12 protein-coding genes are annotated in these 19,616 nt (G+C 67.4%); 4 read left to right on the forward strand and 8 right to left on the reverse strand.

Features of this window, described 5'->3' with window-relative positions:
* Window positions 1-59: 59 nt before the first annotated feature.
* The gene (locus tag SSA01S_RS03875; RefSeq protein ID WP_061779354.1) at window positions 60-1,715 is read left to right on the forward strand and encodes a peptide-N4-asparagine amidase; all 1,656 of its coding nucleotides are present in this window, start codon (window positions 60-62) and stop codon (window positions 1,713-1,715) included.
* Between the two features lie 6 nt (window positions 1,716-1,721).
* On the opposite strand, the gene SSA01S_RS03880 is transcribed toward SSA01S_RS03875, so the two are convergent.
* The gene (locus tag SSA01S_RS03880) at window positions 1,722-3,467 is read right to left on the reverse strand and encodes a DUF6055 domain-containing protein (protein WP_244885550.1); all 1,746 of its coding nucleotides are present in this window, start codon (window positions 3,465-3,467) and stop codon (window positions 1,722-1,724) included.
* Window positions 3,468-3,972: 505 nt separating this feature from the next.
* Between SSA01S_RS03880 and SSA01S_RS03885 the strand changes: the two genes are divergently transcribed.
* Window positions 3,973-4,887: a LysR substrate-binding domain-containing protein gene (locus SSA01S_RS03885; RefSeq protein WP_061779302.1), complete on the forward strand. Its 915-nt coding sequence runs from the start codon at window positions 3,973-3,975 to the stop codon at window positions 4,885-4,887.
* Between the two features lie 29 nt (window positions 4,888-4,916).
* Here the strand turns inward: SSA01S_RS03885 and SSA01S_RS03890 are convergent, their stop codons facing one another.
* Window positions 4,917-7,694: a TonB-dependent receptor plug domain-containing protein gene (locus tag SSA01S_RS03890; RefSeq protein ID WP_061779303.1), complete on the reverse strand. Its 2,778-nt coding sequence runs from the start codon at window positions 7,692-7,694 to the stop codon at window positions 4,917-4,919.
* Window positions 7,695-7,849: 155 nt separating this feature from the next.
* On the opposite strand from SSA01S_RS03890, the gene SSA01S_RS19020 reads away from it, so the two are divergent.
* Together SSA01S_RS19020 and SSA01S_RS03900 are read left to right on the forward strand one after the other, a co-directional pair.
* A complete protein-coding gene (locus tag SSA01S_RS19020; protein ID WP_244885553.1) occupies window positions 7,850-9,790 on the forward strand; it encodes an isoaspartyl peptidase/L-asparaginase in 1,941 nt (646 codons plus the stop codon).
* Window positions 9,777-10,229, forward strand: a complete 453-nt coding sequence (locus tag SSA01S_RS03900; RefSeq protein WP_058715504.1) for an Lrp/AsnC family transcriptional regulator — start codon at window positions 9,777-9,779, stop codon at window positions 10,227-10,229. Before SSA01S_RS19020 ends, SSA01S_RS03900 begins: the two co-directional genes overlap by 14 nt.
* A gap of 6 nt (window positions 10,230-10,235) precedes the next feature.
* Here the strand turns inward: SSA01S_RS03900 and SSA01S_RS03905 are convergent, their stop codons facing one another.
* From SSA01S_RS03905 to SSA01S_RS03930, 6 genes are all read right to left on the reverse strand, one after another.
* Window positions 10,236-13,118 (reverse strand): FAD-binding and (Fe-S)-binding domain-containing protein, encoded by a 2,883-nt coding sequence (locus tag SSA01S_RS03905; protein ID WP_061779304.1) that lies wholly within the window; start codon window positions 13,116-13,118, stop codon window positions 10,236-10,238.
* A complete protein-coding gene (gene hglS / locus SSA01S_RS03910; RefSeq protein WP_061779305.1) occupies window positions 13,118-14,494 on the reverse strand; it encodes a 2-oxoadipate dioxygenase/decarboxylase HglS in 1,377 nt (458 codons plus the stop codon). Before hglS ends, SSA01S_RS03905 begins: the two co-directional genes overlap by 1 nt.
* A gap of 21 nt (window positions 14,495-14,515) precedes the next feature.
* Entirely contained in the window at window positions 14,516-15,532 is a 1,017-nt protein-coding gene (locus SSA01S_RS03915; RefSeq protein ID WP_061779306.1) for an arginine N-succinyltransferase, read from the reverse strand.
* Window positions 15,529-16,950 carry a succinylglutamate-semialdehyde dehydrogenase gene (gene astD / locus SSA01S_RS03920; RefSeq protein ID WP_061779307.1) on the reverse strand — a complete coding sequence of 474 codons (1,422 nt, stop codon included), beginning with the start codon at window positions 16,948-16,950 and terminating at the stop codon, window positions 15,529-15,531. Before astD ends, SSA01S_RS03915 begins: the two co-directional genes overlap by 4 nt.
* On the reverse strand, window positions 16,947-18,143 hold the full coding sequence (locus tag SSA01S_RS03925) for an aspartate aminotransferase family protein (protein ID WP_061779308.1): 1,197 nt from the start codon (window positions 18,141-18,143) through the stop codon (window positions 16,947-16,949). Before SSA01S_RS03925 ends, astD begins: the two co-directional genes overlap by 4 nt.
* A gap of 129 nt (window positions 18,144-18,272) precedes the next feature.
* Entirely contained in the window at window positions 18,273-19,415 is a 1,143-nt protein-coding gene (locus tag SSA01S_RS03930) for a succinylglutamate desuccinylase/aspartoacylase family protein (RefSeq protein ID WP_061779309.1), read from the reverse strand.
* Between the last annotated feature and the right edge of the window lie 201 nt (window positions 19,416-19,616).

Consider the following 19,616-nt stretch of genomic DNA (forward strand, 5'->3'; position numbering starts at 1 on the left):
TGCCCCGCCCCGGGCGGCCCTCGGCGCAGACGCGCTCCTCTTTTGACATGGGACAGGCCATGGACATCGACCATACGCCGCGCTTGCGCCTTTGCGGCATCATGGGGCAGGCGCTGTTCGCCGCCTGGCTATCGGCCAGCGTCGGCGCACCCGCCGCTGGCCAGACCGCGCCACGGCCGATCGGCAACGCCGTCGTCGACCTGAGCCCGCCGCTGCCCCGCCCCAGCGGCCCATCCTGCACCGTCACCCTGTTCGACCGGCGCGAGTTCCAGGGCGACGGACCCTTGCCACTGGCCTACCGCCCACCCGCCGACTGTCCCGGCCCGTGGCGCCAGGTGGTGCTGGAGGCGGACTTCGACGTCACCACGGGTACGCAATTCGACCGCTCCGCCGACCTGACGCTGGGCGGTGCCACCCTCTTCCTCGGCACGACGATGGAGCCCGGCGAAACCTATGCCCCGCACTGGCATGTCGCCCGCGACGTGACGGATTATGCCGCGCTGCTCCGCACGCCGACCGAGGGCCGGGCGATCCTGGTCAACTATCTCGACAAGGACCATGATGCGCATGTCCATTGGGGCGCCCGTCTGGTCTTCTACGCCGGGGAAGCGCCCCGGCCGGACGGCGTGGTCCTGCCGGTGACATCGGGGCTGTCACGGCTCGACCCGCAAAAGCCGGTGGTGTCACGCACGATCCGTTTCCCGCGCAACCTGACGCGACTGGCCATCGACCTGTTCGCCATCGGACAGGAGCGCGAGGAATTCTGGTACGATTGCGCGCCCGGCGATCTTGCCCAGCGCAACATCTTCGGGCCGCCGCCCTGCGACGCACCGTATCGCGAGGTGGAGGTACGGATCGACGGACGGCTGGCGGGCGTCCGCTCGGTCCAGCCCGACATCTTCACCGGCGGCATCAATCCCGGCCTGTGGCGACGCGTGCCCGCCCTGCGCGCACTGAACCTGCCGCCCGCCCGGGTCGACCTCACGCCGTTCGCCGCGCTGCTCAACGACGGCAAGCCGCATGTGATCGCGCTTGCCATGCCGACCGCCGGCACGTTCTTCCGCGTGTCGGGCACGCTGATCGGGACGGTCGATCCCACCCGTCCGGTGGTGACCGGCGCGCTGACCGCCAACACGCTCGCCCCCGCGCGCGTCGTCACGCGACAGCTTCGCGCGCCACGAGGGCCGGGCGCGATCGGCACGGTGGAGACGGTCGCCACGCGCGCCGATCGTGTCGAGGGCTATGTCGACACTTCTCACGGTCGCGTGGTCACCCGCGTCGCCTATGACCTCGACCAGCGGCTGACCAACACCCGCGACACCGGCGTGTCGAGCAAGCGCTATGCCGCACGCCAGATGATGACCGTCACGACGCGCGGCGCGACGCCATCGCGGCGCCGCATCGCCGAACGCGACACGCTGGCGATCGATATCGGCATCCAGCCGCCGCTCTATGGGATACAAAACGGCACACAGATCGCGCAGGCGAGCGAGCGCACGATCAGCGGCGATGGCCCCGACAACGGGCGCACGGCACAAACGCTGACGACCTTCGCGCCCAGCTTCTCACTGTTCACCGCGCCCTTGCAGACGCCCAATCATGTCCGCGTCACCTCGCTGGTCGAGGATGCGACGGGACACCGACGCGACGTCGAAGCCGTCGTGACGGACGACAGCGTGACATATAGCGACACCGCCCACCCGACGGCGAATTAAGTACCGTCAGCAGTCGCGGGGCTGCCCCGGAACGATCATCTGCGGCATCGCGCAATCGACATCGCCCTTCAATCGCGGGGTCGCACCCGTGATATCCAGGGCATAGGGAAAGCGCGCGCCCGCCGTCGGCTTGACCTCGTCGCCGCCGGGGATGGGTTCGTAGACGCCGGGCGTTGCCGTCACCGCCAGAAAGAGGCGCGCATCGCGGGACACGCGATAGGTGATGACCGTGTTGCCTCGCCCCTCGACCGCGCCGAGCGGGGAATAGGTCGGCTCCGTCCCACCCCGCACCGCGACAAGGGCGAAGCGCCAGGCCGCGTCCTTGTCGGTCGTACCGCCGGTCAACCGGACCGAGACGCGGCCGTCCGCTCCGGTCACCGTCAAAGGGATCAGGTCGCTGCCGAACTGGTGCAGCAGCAGGCCGGGCTGCGGCACGTAGCGACCGGGCCGATCCCCCGGCAGCAGCGATGCCCAGCGGGTGCCGCCGAACAGGAACCGCATGACCGCAGCCGCATCGAGCATGGCGCGCTGGTTCAGGAAATCCAGCGTCACGAGGCGCGCGCCATACCAGCCCATGTCATCGGCGAACGATCGCATCCCCTGAGGGTAGGCGCCCGACGCCTGCCCCAGCCGCACGACCGCCGGCAGGAAATCCTCCGTCCCGTCGCCGGTCGGCAAGCGCCGATCGTGGCGCCACGCCCCCCAGACCAACGGCCGCGTCCGCGCATCCTCGAACAGCATGTCGATGAACGGATAGGCGCCATAGCGCGCCACCGGCCAGACCGGGCCGAGATACAGGTGGTTCCCGTAATGCGAGATCCAGGTCGTCTTTCCCGGCACCAGCAGATGCCCCAGCCAGTTTGCGACGCTTTCCCAGACCGGCCCGGCGGTCGTGCCGCCGCGAAAGCCGCCCGAATAGAATTGGATGACATGGCCGAATTCGTGCGCGAAGGTCTTCGACCCGAACGCCATGTCCTGCGCGCTGATCCAGACGCTGGGCGAGGCATTGGCGCCATGCACGGTCAGGTCGCCGCCATCGACATGCGGGCGACCCGTACCATAAAGGTAAATGGCGATACGCCGCCGCTCGCCCGCGGGGCTGTCGGCATAGGGCATGGGCGCGCCGGTCAGGTCGCGGCTCATCCGCCATACCCATTCGGCCCAGTCACCGGCACGCTTCAGAAACGTGGGCCAGTCCTGCCCGCTCGCCCTTACCCAGGCATAGCTTTCGCCCTGGGGATTGGTGCCATACCAGAAGACGAAATGCTGCGTCTCATAGGCGCCGATCCTGCCGCTCTCCCGGTCGCCGGGTTGGACCTGCGCGGGATCAGGCACCGTCGCATAGCGGTGTGGATCTGCGGCGTAAGGGTGGCGCGCCTGTTCCGCGCTGACGAAAGCGCGATCGACTGCCGAAAAGGAATCCGCCCGAAACGCGCGATAGCAGCCGGCCGCCGTCACCATCTCGACGATTTGCCGTGCGTCCCCATCATCCACGCCATAGGCCTGGACCAGCCGGGCACGAAACGGCGCGCCGATCGCCAGCCCCTCGCGATTGCCGCCATCATCGTCGATGGTCGCGGGCTGGCGGACAGGCCGGATCGGCGTCCAGCGTCGCAACGGATAGCGCCCCCACGGTGCCAGCATCGTGTGGCTACGACACCCGCCCGGCGCAGCGGCGAAGGCGGGACTGGCGTGCAACGACGCCGTACCGACCAGCACCGACACCAGCGTCATCCATCGCAATCCCGGCATCACGTGCATCGCTCCCCAGACCCCTCGCGCGCGCCGTCCCTCCATAACGAACGATAGCACGCGCGACCTTCCGACATGCGATAGGACAAGGCAGGTCGGAAAAGCCGTAACGCCGGCCAAGGGGCGTCCCGATTGCAGCAGGGCTCGATGGTCTATCAGGACGTCGCGACCGAGTACGCGCGGCACATTGATCAGGATGATCCTGCGCAGCTAGCTTCTTTGACATTTGCCGAAGCCTGCGCCGCCTGTTGCGGTCGACGACGACCATGTTGCTCAGCGCTCGTTGGTCAACCGCGCGAACCTGCGGCGCCGTGGTGGTGAATGGGTGATCGATGATCGTGTCGGCGATGATCGATCGCCCGTCATTATCCTATGGGAGGCCGGGAACAGGGGTAGATGGGGCAAAGCTTTGCCTGATGCGTACCCGGTATGATGGTCTTGCCGTTTCGGGCCCGGAATGTCAGCGTGGACCAGACGTCATGATAGCGGACCCGGCCGATCCTTCATGCCCAATGATCATAGTGATATCCATCGTCGCGAGCTGCCGCCCTTGCCCGCGCTCGCCAGTTTCCTGGCGGCGGTGGAGACCAGCAGCTTTTCGCGCGCGGCGCAGCGCATGGCGCTGACGCAGAGTGCGATCAGCCGACAGATCGCACTGCTGGAGGACTGGCTAGGCGTGCCGCTGTTCGAGCGGCGCGGGCGGCGGGTGACGCCGACCCCGGCGGCGCTGGCCTATGCCGAGGCGGTGGGACCAGCGGTCGAGCGGTTGCGCAGCGCCACGCGGCGGCTGCTGACCCCGGTGGCCGACCGCGCGCTGACCATCGCGACGCTGCCCAGTTTCGGCATGCGCTGGCTGGCCCCGCGCCTGCCGGGGCTGACCGCGCGGCACCCCGAATTACTGGTGAACTTTGCGGCGCGCTCCTATCCGTTCGACTTCGCCGAAGAGCGGTTCGACGCCGCCATCCATTTCGGCCTGCCCGACTGGCCGGGCGCAGACCATGCGCTGCTGTTCCATGAGGATGTCGTGGCCGTCTGTTCACCCGACTGGCTGGCGCGCCATCCGGTGGCGAGGCCCGCCGATCTGTTGCCGCATACGCTCTTGTCGCTGGAGGCGCGGCCGGATGCCTGGGCGCGGTGGTTCGCCGCCGCCGGCGTGGCCGATGCAGCGATCCGCGAAGGGCCGGTGTACGAGCATTTCCTGATGCTCGCCCATGCTGCGGCGGCGGGGATGGGCATGGCGTTGATCCCGTCCTTCCTGATCCGCCCGGAACTGGCGTCCGGCGCGCTGGTGACGCCGATCAATGTCACGCTCAGCGCGTCGGAGGCCTATTATCTAGTCTGGCCGCGCCGCAGCAGCCACAGCCCGCTGTTCGACCGCTTCCGCCACTGGCTGCTGGATGAAGCCAGGGCGGAGGCGTGAGCGGGCGCTGACGGGCTAGCGGCTTCACATCAAAGCGGCTTCCCGCCCATCTTCCAGGTCAACTGCACGGCATAGCTGCGGCCGATCCCGTCGAACCACGAAATGTCGTAATAGGGATAGGACGCATAGGTCGGATCGTGGATCGGTGCCTGATCGAACAGGTTGGTCACCGTCCCGGTCACGCGGAGGCGTTCGTTCAGGTCGTAACGCATCGACAGGTTGAACAGATAGCTGGCCTTGATGAAGCCGTCCTGATCATAGTTCGGCAGCTTGCCCAGCCGCATACCGGTGATCGTCGTGGAGAAATCGCCAAGGCTCCAGGTCAGGCTGGCCGTGCCCTTATCGCGCGGAATGTCGAAATTGCTGTCGACCGCGAACTTGTTGATGATCGGATCGCCCGGATATTGGCGCACCGTGTGGTTGAAGACATAGGTATAGCCGCCCGACAAGGCGAAGTCGCCGATTGCGGCGGTCGGCAGGCGGATATTGGCGGCGATGTCGATGCCGTCGGTGGTTTCCTCCGCGACGTTGATCGGATTGACCGCCACCGCCTGTAGCTGCCCGGCCAGCGCGCCGCTGGTATAGCGGATCACGCGGGCCAGCGCGTCGCGGCAGGTCGGCGACGACGGATCGGCACCGCCGCCCGCGCGACAACGCGATTCATCGCGCAGCACGGAATCGATGCTGATGTCGCGGACCTGATCCTTCATCTTCACCCGGAAATAATCGACGGACAGGTCGATGCGGCTCGACGGCTGCCACACCACACCGGCGTTGAGTGAGGTCGAGGTTTCGGGCTGAAGCTGACGATTGCCGGTCTTGCGGGCGATGATCGTCTGGTCCGAATAGCTGCAATCGCCGATCGTCTCGTTCGGCTCCTCCACGCGGCACAGGTAATAATCGGTGGCCGAGGGGTGGGTGTTGCCCGGGCCCCGGAAGACATAGTTCAGGTCGGGCGCGCGAAAGCCGGTGCCATAGGCGGCGCGCAAGAGCAGCCGCTTCGTCGGGCGCAGTTCGCTGCCGATATTATAGGTGAAACGACCGAACGTATTGCCTGCGATGTGGAACGAGTCGTACCGGCCGGCGGTGCTGAGTTGCAGGAACGACAGCACGGGCACACGGAATTCATATCCCAGGCCCCAGCGATTGCGCGACCCGCTGCCGTCCGAATCCACCAGCCCGACATAATAGTTGGTCAGCGTCAGCGGATCGGGGCGCAGATCATAGCCCTGCTTGCCCGCCTCCGCGACAAAGGCGAAGCCGACCGGACCGGCGGGCAGCTGGAACAGGTCGGTGGTGTTGAGCGAGGCGGCCAGCGTGTCGGTCCACGAGCGCGGGCGATACAGCGAGTCGACCGAGATCGAGCGATACTCGGCCGGTGTCAGCGGCGTGTAGAGGCGGCGGACATCGGCGTTGAAGATCGCATAGCCGGTGGCGGGATCGATCCCCTGCTGCTGTCCCAGGAACAGCGCGTTCGATTTCGAGATGACGATTTCGGGGAAGGTGACGCGCGAATCATACTGCGCATGGTTGAACGACACCTCATATTTCCACTTGTCGTTCGCGCCGAACTGGCCGCGAATGCCGGGCGTGATGTTGAAGGTGATCGACCGGTTGCGCGTCATCCCGTTCTGAAAACCGCCCATCTCCTCGGGCGTGAACTGGCGGGTCCAGTTGTCGAGCTGCAACCCGCTGTCGGTCGCGTCGGGCGCCAGGTTGGGGTTGAAGAAGGTGCCTTCCTCGTTGCCGTCGGGCGACACGTAATACCAACTCTTGACCCGACGGAAGAGCTTCAGCTTGGAATAGCTGAATTGCAGGTCGGCAAAGAGTTCGGTGCCGCCGCCCAGATCATAGCCCATCGAGCCGTAAGCGGTGATGGACTTACGGTCGGATAGCATCGTGCCGTAGGCGACCGATTCATTGCTGCCGCAAAACTGGCCATAGCGGCGACGATTGGCATAATAGATCGTGCCCTGGTTGAGCGAGGACAGCGCGCTGCACGTCGCCTGACCCGGATCGATATAGTTCGCGTCCTCGTCGGCGCGCAGGAAGGTGCGCTGCGCCAGCGGGGTGGCGGTGGTCGGGTTGTCGGCGGTCGAATCCTGCCGCTTGCGCTGATATTGCCATAAGGGGCGCTGGTTCAGGAATTCGATCCCGGCCACACCGTGGAAGCCACCGGTTTCCCAGCCGGTCGTCGCCATCAGCCGATACGCCGCGCCGCCGCCATGGTCGGTATCGCTGTAGCGCATGTCGATACGGGTGCCGTCGGCCTTGGTCTTCAGCTGGAAATTGACGACGCCCGCGATCGCGTCCGACCCATAGATGGCCGAGGCACTGCCGCTCAGCACCTCGACCCGGTCGATCAGGCCGACGGGAATGTTCGAGATGTCGGTGAAGTTGCTGTTGCCCTGAAACGGCAGCGGGAAGTCGGCGATACGGCGGCCATTGACCAGCACCAGCGTATGGTTGGGCCCCAGGCCGCGCAGGTCGACCTGCTGCGCGCCGGGGCTGAAGCTGGCGCCCGATGCGCTCTGCTGCCCCTGAGTCTCGCCGCTATTCTGGGTCAGGCTGCGCAACACGTCGGGGACGCTGAGAAAGCCGCCCTTCAGGATATCCTCCGACGTCACGACCGTGACCGGTGCGGGCCCTTCCTTCTGCACGCGCGGGATGCGTGATCCCAGGACGGTGATTTCATCCGACGCGTCCGCCGTCGGGGCGTCGGTCGGCAGGTCCTGCGCCATCGCGCTGCCCGCCATCGCCATCATCCCCACACCCGTCAGCCAATGAACGACCGAGGTCCCCCGCATTATAAAGCTCCCCATTTTTACCCCTAGGCGCAATCATAATGCCATGGACTTCTGTCATATTGAAACATAAAAACGCCATGTTGAACGTTCGTCTCTTTGATTTGATGGGGAGTGTGGCCTTGCGACACTATGGTCTGGGTATCGCATTGATATGCGTGGGGATTGGGTCGGCGGTGCCGGCGGCAGGGCAGCAGGCAGTGGGGCAGCAGGCGGCAGGACAACAGGCGGGGGCGACGGTCGCGGGCGCGCGCTTCTTCGTGACCGGCGATCCGGCCAAGCCCCGGCCCGCAACCCCGTCGCAGGGCCTGATGCTGATGGGGGGCGGCGACTGGGACAAGCAGGCGTTCCAGTGGTTTGCGAAAAAGGCGGGCTATGGCCACATCCTGATCCTTCGCGCATCGGGCGATGGCGAAGGCGGACGCGAGATGTTTGCGACGATGACAGGCGTCCAGTCGGTGTCGACCATCCTGTTCACCGATCGCGCCGCGTCAACCGACCCGCGCGTGCTGGCGGCGATCGCCAAGGCGGACGGCATCTTCCTGGCGGGCGGCGACCAGGCGAAATATGTCCGCTTCTGGCAGGGGACGCCGGTCGCCCGCGCGCTGGACGCACATGTCGCGGCGGGCAAGCCGATCGCGGGCACCAGCGCCGGCCTCGCCGTGCTGGGCGGGACGGCCTACGGCGCGATGGACGGCGGCAGCATCGATTCGTTCAAGGCGCTGTCCGATCCGCTGGGCGATGCGGTGACGCTGGTCCGCAATTTCCTGCACATGCCGCGCCTCGCGCATATCATCACCGACACGCACTTCAACGAGCGCGACCGGCTGGGGCGGCTGATCGCCTTCGTGGCCAAGGCGCGGGCGACCGGCGATCCGACCGCGATCGGGCTGGGCGTCGACGAAGCGGGTACGCTGTGCGTCGAGGCGGACGGACAAGCGACCTTTTATGGCCCGGCGAACACCCATGCCTGGCTGGTGCAGCCGCAAGGCATCCCGAAGCTGACGCCGGGCAAGCCGCTGGACTGGGCCGATATCCGCATCACCGGCGTCGCGCCAGGGAACCGGATCGACCTGAACACCATGGCCGTGTCGAAGCCTGCATTCGTCGGCACGGCAAAAGTCGTCGGGGGCAGGCTGATCGATGCCCCTTTGCCGCCCGGCGGCCACTGGTCGCTGGCGATCCATGGCGGGGCAGGCGTGATTCCGAAGGGGTCGCTGACGCCGGAACAGGAGCGGGCCTATCGCAACGGGCTGAACGCGGCGCTCGCCGCTGGTTCGGCGGTATTGGCGAAGGGCGGCAGCAGCCTTGATGCGGTGCAGGCGGCGGTGCGCGTGCTGGAAGACGATCCCCACTTCAACGCCGGGCGCGGCGCGGTGTTCGACGCAGAGGGCAAGAACCAGCTCGACGCGGCGATCATGGACGGGGCGACCCTGCGCGCCGGCGCGGTCGCCGGGGTCAGCGCCACGAAGAACCCCATCGTACTGGCCCGCGCGGTGATGGAGCATAGCCGCCATGTCCTGCTGACCGGCGCGGGTGCCGACCAGTTCGCGCGCGAACAGGGGGTGGAGCAGGTCGATCCCTCCTATTTCCGCACCGAGAAGCGCTGGCGCGAATATCTGGAGTGGAAGCGCGACGAGGAGCATGCCGCACTCGATCCGACGCATCGTTTTGGCACGGTCGGCGCGGTGGCGCGTGACCAGCGCGGGCACTTGGCCGCCGCGACCTCGACGGGCGGGTTGACCGGCAAGCGCTGGGGCCGGATCGGCGACTCACCGATCATCGGCGCGGGCACCTATGCGATGGACCAGACCTGCGCGGTGTCGGCGACCGGCACCGGGGAATTCTTCATTCGCCAGGTCGCGGCGCGCCAGATCTGCGACCGGGTGCAGTGGAAGGGACAGGACATCGCCACGGCGGCTAGCGACACGATCGAGGAGGTGGGCGAGATCGGCGGCGATGGTGGATTGATCGCGATGGACGGTCGCGGGCATATCGCCTTCGCCATGAATACCGACGGCATGTATCGTGGTAGCGTATCGGATGACCAATCCCCACGTACCGCCATCTATGCGGGAGAAATGGATGTCGGCCGATAACCCCCACCCGTCGAAGCGCGAGCTGGACGCGCGATTGCTGGCGCTGTTGCGGCAGGATTCGCGCGTTCCGGTGTCCGAACTGGCGCATGTGCTGAACGTGTCGCGCGCGCATGTCTATGCCAGCATCGCGCGCATGGAGCAGGACGGGACGATCGACGGCTATACCGTGCGGCTGGGCGAGGCACATGACCGCCGCATGGTGCGCGCGCATGTGATGATGACGACTCTGCCCAAGCTGCTGGACGAGACGAACGAGGCGCTGGCCGCGATCCCCGAGCTGACCGGCGTCTATGCCATTGCGGGCGAATATGACCTGATCGCCATGGTCGAGGCGCCCAGCCTGGAGCGGCTGAACGATGTGATCGACGCGATCGGGCGCATGGAAGGGATCGGACGGACGATGTCGGCGGTCGTGCTGGCGACCCGGTTGCGGCGGTAGCGGGTGCTACACCGCCAGCACCCGGTCGATCATTTCGACCGGGTGCAGCGGACGGCGGCCGGTCAGGCGCTTGGTCTGGCAGCGGCAGGAAAAGCCGGTGGCAAGCATCGCATCGTCCCGAGTCGCATCGGCCCAGCTAAGCGCGAAGATATCACGCGACAGTTTCTGGTTCTGCGCCTCATGCCCGAACAGCCCGGCCATGCCGCAGCAACCGGTCTTGGTCGGCTGGGCGGCGATGCCGAACCCGGCCAGCGCCTCCGCCCAAAGCGCCAGCGCCTGCGGGCGAAGCGCCTGTTCGGTGCAATGGCCCAGCAGGCGTTGCGGCGGAACCGCGTGGGCGGCGGCGGGCACGCGGCCTTGTCGAACCGCTTCGGCCAGCAGGGTCTCCAGCCCGGCGACCTCAACACTGTCGCCGGTCAGCTCGGTGAATTCCTGGGTGAACATCAGCGCGGTGGCGGCATCCAGGCCGACCAGTCGCACGCCCAGATCGGCAAACGCCTTCGCCTCCGCCATGCGCTTGGCGGCGATGCGGGCGAAGCGGTCGCGCAGTCCCAACAGGTGCAGCACCTTGCCATTGCTGCGCGGCGGCAGGCGCAACACGGTATAGCCGCAAGCCGTCAGTACGCGGCCAGCGGCGACGACCAGCGGGCCGTCGAAACTGGCAGTGAAGTTGTCCTCGACCAGGATGACGATGTTCGCTCGCGCCTCGGCGGGCAGTGCGTCGATCTTAGCCTTCGACACGACAGGCGGAAGGGTTTGCGGATCGGCCACCGCGAAGGCGGGCAGATCGACATAGCCGAGCGTGCGTTCCAGCACGGCTTTCGCGCGGTCGCTGCTGGCGACGCCATTGGCGATCCCGGGCATTTTCCGCGCGGTGGCGAGCATGGCTTCCATCTGCGCGACGACGCGGTGGCGCAGCGGGCGGGGGCGCTTGGCCCAGTAGCGCTCGGCGAAGCGCGACTTCATCGTCGGCACGTCGACCTTCACCGGGCACAATGTCGTACACGCCTTGCACGACAGGCAGGTGGCGAGCGACGCCTGCGTATCGGCGGCCAGCGCATCGCGTTCGGCGACTTCCGCCGGGGTCGGCTCGGCGATCGAATCCAGCCGGGCCCAGGCACGCAGCAGTGAAGCACGGCCCTTGGGCGATTGCGCGCGGTCGCGCGTCGCCTTGTAGGACGGGCACATCACGTCGAGCGAATCCCAGGCAAAGCACGCGCCATTGCCGTTGCACGCGACCGCCCGGTCGAAGTCCTTGGAGCGCGCCGGGTCGATCCGGCGGTCGGCCTCGCCGCGCAGGGGAACGCCGTCGATCCGGTCGATCGGCTGCCCGGCGGGCGCGGCGAGCTTGCCGGGGTTGAGCCGGTTATGCGGGTCGAACGCCGCTTTCAGCGCCTGGAGTTCGGGGTAGAGGCTGCCGAAGAATAAGGGCGAGAATTCACCGCGATAACCGCGACCATGTTCGCCCCACAGCAGCCCGCCATAGGATTTGGTCAGCCGCGCCACCTCGTCGGAGATCGGCCGGATCAGCGCGGCCTGTGCGGGATCGCGCAGGTCGAGAAACGGACGGACGTGCAGGCAGCCAACATCGGCATGACCGAACATGCCATAGTTGAGGCCATGCCCGTCGAGCAGCGCGCGAAACTCCGCGACGAAATCGGCCAGTTTCTCGGGCGGGACAGCGGTGTCCTCGACAAAGGGAATTCCCTGCCGCGCGCCACCCAGTCGGGCGAGCAGGCCAACCGACTTTTCCCGCAGGGTCCAAAGCTGGCCGATGGCGGCATCGTCGCGCACGATGCGCATGTCGCCCTGCGGTCCGATATCGGCGAGCGCGGTAAGCCCTGCGTCGATGGTCGAATCGTCGTCGGCGGTGAATTCGACGAAGTTCATCGCCGCCACCGGCGCATCGCTCGCTCCGCCCAGCAGCCCTTCGACGCTCGACCAGATGATGTCGCTGTGCGCGACGCCCAGCACCTTGTCGTCGAGGATCTCGATCGCGACCGGGTCGGCGGCGATCAGGCGCTGCACATCGCGCATCGCGGTGTCGAAGGCGGCATAGCGGATGACCGCCAGCGCGCGCTTCTTTGGGCGATGCGCGACCCGCAAGCTGATTGAGCGGGTGATCGCCAGCGTCCCCTCCGACCCCGCAAGCAGATAGCCGAGAAAGAACCGGTCGGCGGCGGCGTCCCAGGTCTTTTGCAGGTTATAGCCGGTCAGGCCGCGGTTCATCTCCGGGAAGATCGCGGCGATATCGTCGGCGCGCTCCGTCACGATGCGCAGCGCCTCGCGGTGGATATCGGCGACGATGCCGTCGCCCGCCGCGATTCTCTCGGCTTCTGCCCGCGTCATCGGCTCGGCGCGCCACGGCGTCCCGTCCGATAGGGTCAGGTCCATCGCGGCGATATAGTCCGACGTCTTGCCCCAGCGGCGCGACCCCTTGCCCGATGCATCGGTCGCCACCATCCCGCCGATCGTCGCGCGGCTGGCGGTCGACACCATCGGCGGGAAGAAGCGGCCATGGGGTTTGAGGAAGGCGTTGAGCTGGTCCAGCACGACGCCCGGTTCGACCGTGACGGTATTCGTCTCGTGATCGAACGCGCCGATGCCGCGCATATGACGGGCGAAATCGACGATGATCCCGTCGTTCAGCGACTGGCCGTTGGTGCCCGTATTGCCGCCCCGCGCGGTCAGCGACAGGCCGGTATCGGCGAGCGTCCGCACCAGCAGGGTCACATCGTCGCCGGTGCGCGGATAGACGATCGCCGCCGGGCGAACCTGATAGATGCTGTTGTCGGTCGATGCGACCTGCCGCGCGCCGACGCCGTCCTCGGCATCACCGGCAAAGCCCGCCTGGTCGAGGCGGCGCAGCAGGTTCGCGACTGCCACCATCAGGCCACCGCCATTCCGCGCAGAGCATCGCGTACCTGCTGCATCGACCGCGCCTGCGCATCGGCATAGAGCGCCAGTTCGTCCTGCACCGTGTCGCCCAGCGCTTCCTCGAACGCGGCCTGCGCAGCGGACGCGGCATAGCTGCGCTGCTCGGTGCCGCCCAGATTGGACTGGAAGATGCCCGCCGCGCTGACCGGCAGGAAATCCTCGTACACGATCGGCTGAGCGCGGACATAGCCCGCCGCCAGCCACGCATCGATATCGCCCGCCGGCTGCACACCGGTCGCGACCAGCCGCTGCCCGGCCTCGGTCAGGTCATAGCGGAACCAGGCCAGTTCCTGTTCGCGCAAGGCCTCCGGCGTATCGGGGAAGGTGGCGAAGGCGGTCGCCAGTTGTTCGGCATAGCTGTCGCCCTGCGACCCCTGTTCGCCACGCGCGGTCGCCAGCAGTTGGTCATACAGCGCGCGCCCCTTGGCGGTCAGCGCCGCGCCACGTTGTTCGATCTCGCCGAAGCGGGCGGTGTGATGGCCCTGTCGGTCGCCGGGGAAGGTCACGCCCTCCTCGATCGCCTTGAAGCTGGTCTGGCGCAGCAGGATTGGCACGGCGCGCGGCGGTGGTCCTTCGATCACCGCCTTCGCCGCGATCCCACGCGCCTGCATCGCCGCCTGCGCCGCATCGATGTCGAGCGTGCGGGGGGTCAGGTGGTTGATATGCGGTCCCCGGAACGACACCACATCGGCGATCAGCCGGTGCGCATCGTGGAGCCGGTCATAGGTCGCGGCATCGACCCGCGCATCGCCGTGCCAGCGGAAGGTTTCGAGCAGCGCGGCGACGAAGCGGTCGGCTTCGTCCTCGTCCAGTCCACCCTGCGCCTCGGCCCGTTCGATCAGGCGGACGGCTTCGTCCGTGAAGATCTGCCGCGTCGACAGGATCGATTCCGCCTCGGCGCGCAAGTCCGCATCCTCGATCAGTTCCAGGCGCAGCAGCGAGGTGAAGACGCGGAACGGATTGGCGTTCAGCGCGGCATCGTCGATCGGGCGGAAGGCGGTCGAATGGACCGGCACGCCCGCCACCGACAGGTCGTAATAGCCGACCGGATGCATCCCCATCACCGCAAAGGCACGGCGCATCATGTTGAGTTCCGCCGCGCTGCCCAGCCGGATCGCGCCGTGGCGTTCGACGTCCAGCCGGTCAAGTTCGCCCGCCGCCGCCATCACCGCCGCCAGTTCGGGGCGGTCGGCCAGCACCTGCGCATTCACTTCGGCCACGATCGACAGCAGGTCGCCGTACAGCGGCACCTCGGCGCGGTACATGGCCGACATGGCTTCGGAAAAGCGGGTGCGGATCGCGTCGGCGGGCGTGAAGCTGTGGGTCATGGTCACCTCGGACAGATAGGGTCAGCGCGGGGCATGGGTAAGGGGATCGCCGATCCCGACATCCAGCGCGTGGGCAGCGTCGGGGTCAAGCAGGATACCGTCGCCCTGGGGCGCGATGCGCGCGAAACAGGCGCGAAACCCAGCCAGCCGTCCGGCGGCGGCGATGGCGGGGGTGGCGGCGTCACTATGGCCGATCGCGCGGACGATGGCGGTGCGCGCCGATCGGATGGTGGCGATATCGTCGGTCGCGGCGGTCACGGTCGGGCCGCCGTCGAACAGGTCGACATAATGGTCATGGCGAAACCCCTCCTTCTCCAGCAGCCGTAGCGCGGGGCGGCCGGAGGGGTGGGGGACACCCAGCACGGCGCGGGCGCTGTCGGGCAGCATCGCCAGCAGCACCGGTGTCGTCGGCATCAGCCCGGCCAGGACATGGGTGCCATGCTCCGCATTGAACGCATCGGCGGCGGCAAAGCCCATGCCGAAGAAGCGCGCGGCGATCCCGTCCCAGAAGGGCGCCTCGCCCGCCTCGTCGACCACGCCGCGCAATTCGGCGATGGTCCGGTCGGCAAAGCGCGGGCGGTGCATCGCGATGAACAGATAGCGGCTGCGCGCCAGCAAGGTGCCCGCCCCGCCCGCCCGGGCATCGGCGCGCAGGAATAGCCCGCCCACCTCGCTGCACCCGGCATGGTCGGTGCAGATGGTCAGCTTCGTATGATCGACCGACCGGCCCAGTACGGCATGGTCCGCGCCATGCCGGTCGATGCGATAGCTGTAGAAGGGCGCGTCGGTGCCGATATGCGAGAAGATCTGGCAGGTGCCGTGGATCGCCTGGGTGCCCAAATCCTCCAGCACGAACAGGAAGCGGTCGACGCCGAAGCGGTCGGTGTCGCGCGCAAAGGCGGCATCGGCGGCGGCCAGTCGCTCGGCCAGCTTGGCCTTGTCCGGCGGCAGATTGACGAACCCGCCGCCGGTGGTCTGCGCCATGGCGTAGAGCGCCGACAGGTCGTGCCCGCCGGCGGCCCGCAGGACGATCGTCACGCCGCGCCGGCTCCCAATACCGGTTTCAGCGCGTCCCAATTGCCCGCCGCGCTGCCCGCCTCGAAGCTCGCCATCGGATAGGCGCAGTAGTCGGCGGCATAATAGGCGCTGGGGCGGTGGTTGCCTGAATCGCCGATCCCGCCGAAGGGCTGCGCCCCCGCCGCGCCCGTGGTCGGGCGGTTGCGGTTGACCACGCCCGCGCGCGCTTCGATGACGAAGCGCTCCCACAACGCATCGTCATCGGTCAGCAGTCCGGCGGACAGGCCGAAGCGGGTTTCGTTCGCGGCGGTGATGGCGGCATCGAAGTCCGCAACGCGGACGACCTGCAGCACCGGCGCGAAAATCTCCTCGTCGGGCACGACCACGCCGGTCACGTCGAGCAGTGCGGGGGTGACGAAGGCGGCGCTGCGCCCCTCAATCCCGCCGAACGGCACGATGGCGCGGGCCCCGGCCGCCTCCAATGCAGCGACCTGCGCATGGGCGGTCGTGGCGGCGGCGTCGGAGATCAGCGGACCGATATAGGGGTTCTCGTCCCAGCGCCCGATGGGCAGGCGCGGGATCAGCGCGGCGACCGCCTCCACCACCGCATCGCCGAACGCGCCCGCTGGCAGGATCAGGCGGCGTGCGCAGGAGCAACGCTGTCCGGTGGTGATATAGGCCGACTGGACGATCAGCGCGGCCACCTCGGTCACGTCGCCGTCCCACGCGATCAGCGGGTTGTTGCCGCCCAGTTCCAGCGCGAGGATCACGTCGGGCCGCTCGGCAAAAGCGCGGCGGAAATGTGCGCCGGTGGTTGCCGATCCGGTGAACAGCAGCCCATCGATATCCGCCGCCACCAGCGCGGCGCCGGTTTCGCGTGCGCCCTGTACGACCTGCAACACGTTTTCAGGCAGACCGGCTTCGCTCCAAGCATTCGCCATCGCCGCGCCGACCGCCGGGGTCAGTTCGGACGGCTTGAACACCACACTATTCCCGGCGAGCAGCGCGGGCACGATATGGCCGTTGGGCAGATGGCCGGGGAAGTTGTACGGCCCCAGCACCGCCATCACCCCGTGCGGGCGGTGGCGCAGGACGGATTCCCCAAACGGCATCGCGCTGCGCTTTTCGCCCGCGCGTTCGGCCTGGGCGGCGATCGACAGTTCGACCTTGCCGACCATCGTGCCGACCTCCTGCGTGGCCTCCCACAGCGGCTTGCCGGTTTCACGCGCGATCAGCTCGGCGAGGTCGGCGGTGCGCGCCTTCAGCACGGCGGCATAGGCGCGCGCGATGGCCACCCGTTCCTCGAGCGAGGTGCGCCGCCAGTCGCGAAACGCCACACTAGCGCGGGCGACCGCTGCATCGACATCCGCGCCGCTGGCGACCGGACCGGTCCAGACGGTGTCGCCCGTCGCCGGGCAGGTCGAGGTCAGCACGCTCATGCCGCCTTCGCCATCAGCCCACGCGCCGCGCCGCAGGCCGCTTCCAGCCGGGTGACCGCCTCGGCAATCTCTTGCGCAGAGATCAGCAGCGACGGCAGCAGGCGCACGCAATTCTCGCCGCCGCCCGCGACCAATATGCCATGGTCGCGGGCAATTCCCATGAACTCGCGATTGTTCGGGATCATCTTGAGGCCGATCAACAGCCCCTTGCCGCGCACTTCGGCGATCACATCGGGGAAACGGGCGCGCAGCGCCTCCAGCCGCTCGAAGAAATCGGCGCTCGCGGCACGGGCATGGGCGAGGGTTTCCTCGTTCGCGATGGTATCGAACGCGGCAATGCCGACCGCCATGGCCAGCGGATTGCCACCGAACGTCGTGCCATGAACGCCCGGCGTCATGCCCTTCGCCGCCTCGGTGGTGGCGAGGCAGGCACCGACCGGGAAACCCGACCCCAGCGCCTTGGCCAGTGCCATGATGTCGGGCGCCGCACCGTCGAACCACTGATGCGCGAAGAGCTTGCCGGTGCGGCCCATGCCGCTTTGCACCTCGTCATGGATCAGCAGCACGCCATGCTTGCGCGTCAATTCGCGCAGGCGCAGCAGCCATTCGCCCGACAGCGCGCGCGCACCGCCTTCGCCCTGCACCGGCTCGACGATCACCGCCGCCGTGGTCGGGCTGGCGATGGCCGCCTCGATCGCCGCCGTATCGTCGATCGACAGCTGGACGAAGCCCGGCAGGCGCGGGCCGCAGCCCTCCATATAGCCCGCATTGCCCGAGGCGTTGATCGCGGCATAGGTGCGGCCGTGGAACGACCCGGCAAAGCCGACGATATCGATCCGCTCCGGCTGGCCGTTCACATGATGATAGCGACGCGCGGTCTTGATCGCGCATTCGACCGCTTCGGTGCCGGTATTGGCGAAGAACACGCAATCGGCGAAGGACGCATCGACCAGCCGCTGCGCCAGCGCTTCCTGCCCCGGAATGCGGAAGATGTTCGAAACGTGCCACAGCTTGCCCGCCTGTTCGGTCAGCGCGGCGACCAGCGCGGGATGGGCATGGCCCAGCGCATCGGTGGCAATGCCCGCCACGCAGTCGAGATAGCGCCGCCCCTCGGTATCGATCAGCCACACGCCCTCGCCGCGATCCACCGCGATCGGTGCGCGGTTGTACAGGTTCATCAGGGGATCGGTCATGACGGCTCCTATTACGGATTCGGGAATGCACTGGCGGGTCAGGCTACCCCCTATTTGGCCCCTGGAACGGCCATGAACAAACGCATTGGCATCATCTATTGATGAGCAATGGGAATGAAGAAGACGGGCTTAGCGTGCCTTGATCGGGGTGACGGTCGACGGGCACCCGTCGCGCTTGCACGGAAGGCTGTCATCCCAGGACAGCAGGCGGACGACCATGTCGCCCGGCTGGGTCCGTGGATCGGTGCCCAAGCCCGCGACCCGCGCGTCGAGCGGCGCGGTCAGCGTGGCGATAGTCCGGCCGAACGGGTCGGTCACGACCGCCAGCACGTCGCCCTTCTTCACATATTGGTTCAACTTCACGCGCAGCTGCGCCCATCCCCCGCGCGGGCTGTCGACATTGGTCACGACATTGCCGAGAAAGGGTTCCGGATCGCGGATATCGGGCTTGCCCGGCAGCATCCCCCGGTCGATCATCACGTTGCGCACGCCGCGCAGGCCCCGCGCGATCATCGCATTGTCGAACACCTCCGCACCGCCCAGCTCATAGGTGACGGCCGGGATGGCGTTGGCATTCAGCATGTCCTCCACCGCGCCGTCGATGCCCGCATTCACATAGACGCTGTCTGGTCGCAGCATCATCGCGATCCGCTTGGCGACCGGGGTCGCGACGAAGACATAGGCCGGATAGGCACCCCCGCGCGACTGGGTATGCAGGTCGATGGCGAAATCGGTATTGCCGGTGAAGACACGCGACCATAGCCGCCGGGCATAACGCTGCGCCGCATTGCCTTCATCGCCCTGCACATGCGGATCGCGCGGAATCAGCCGGTTGAGATTGTCGCCCGAACCATTGTGGCCGCCGGTAAAAGCGCGCGTCGAATTGCGCAGGCCCGGCGCATTGAGGCCGGGCATGGCGATCAGCGTTCCCTTCATGGTCGCCGGGTCGAGCCCCTCGACCAACTGGTGGATCACGCCGATGCCGTTCAGTTCGTCGCCATGGATGCCGGCGGTGAGCAGGAAGCGGGGACCGGGCTGCGCCCCCTTCACTACGATGATCGGCACATAATAGCCCTGTCCGATCTCATTGTCGTCGACCCGCAGCCACAAACGCGTCTTGCCGGAAGGCATGGTGGCGACGTCCAGCTTCTCGATGACCGGCGATCCGTCGATCCGGTCCCCCGGCTCGCCCGCCATCACGGCGGTGGGGAGGGCGGCGAACAGCGCGACGGCCAGCAGGGGCCGGGCAAGAACGGGAAACAGACGGGACATGGCGGCTCTCCAGGACGACAAGAGCAAAGCGTGCCATGTCGTTACGGGGGCGGCCAAGCGATAATCCGTCATGTCTTGATGCGTCCCGCTCATTACCGAAGGGGTGAGCGATCATGTAAAAAAGGCGACGTGAAGGATTTCGCAATTCTGTCAGGGAGGTAGCAGCTTCAGGCACGGTCCGCGTGTCCATTGCTTCCATCC

Origin of the sequence: Sphingomonas sanguinis NBRC 13937, assembly GCF_001591005.1 — a bacterium.
Taxonomy (GTDB): Bacteria; Pseudomonadota; Alphaproteobacteria; order Sphingomonadales; family Sphingomonadaceae; genus Sphingomonas; species Sphingomonas sanguinis.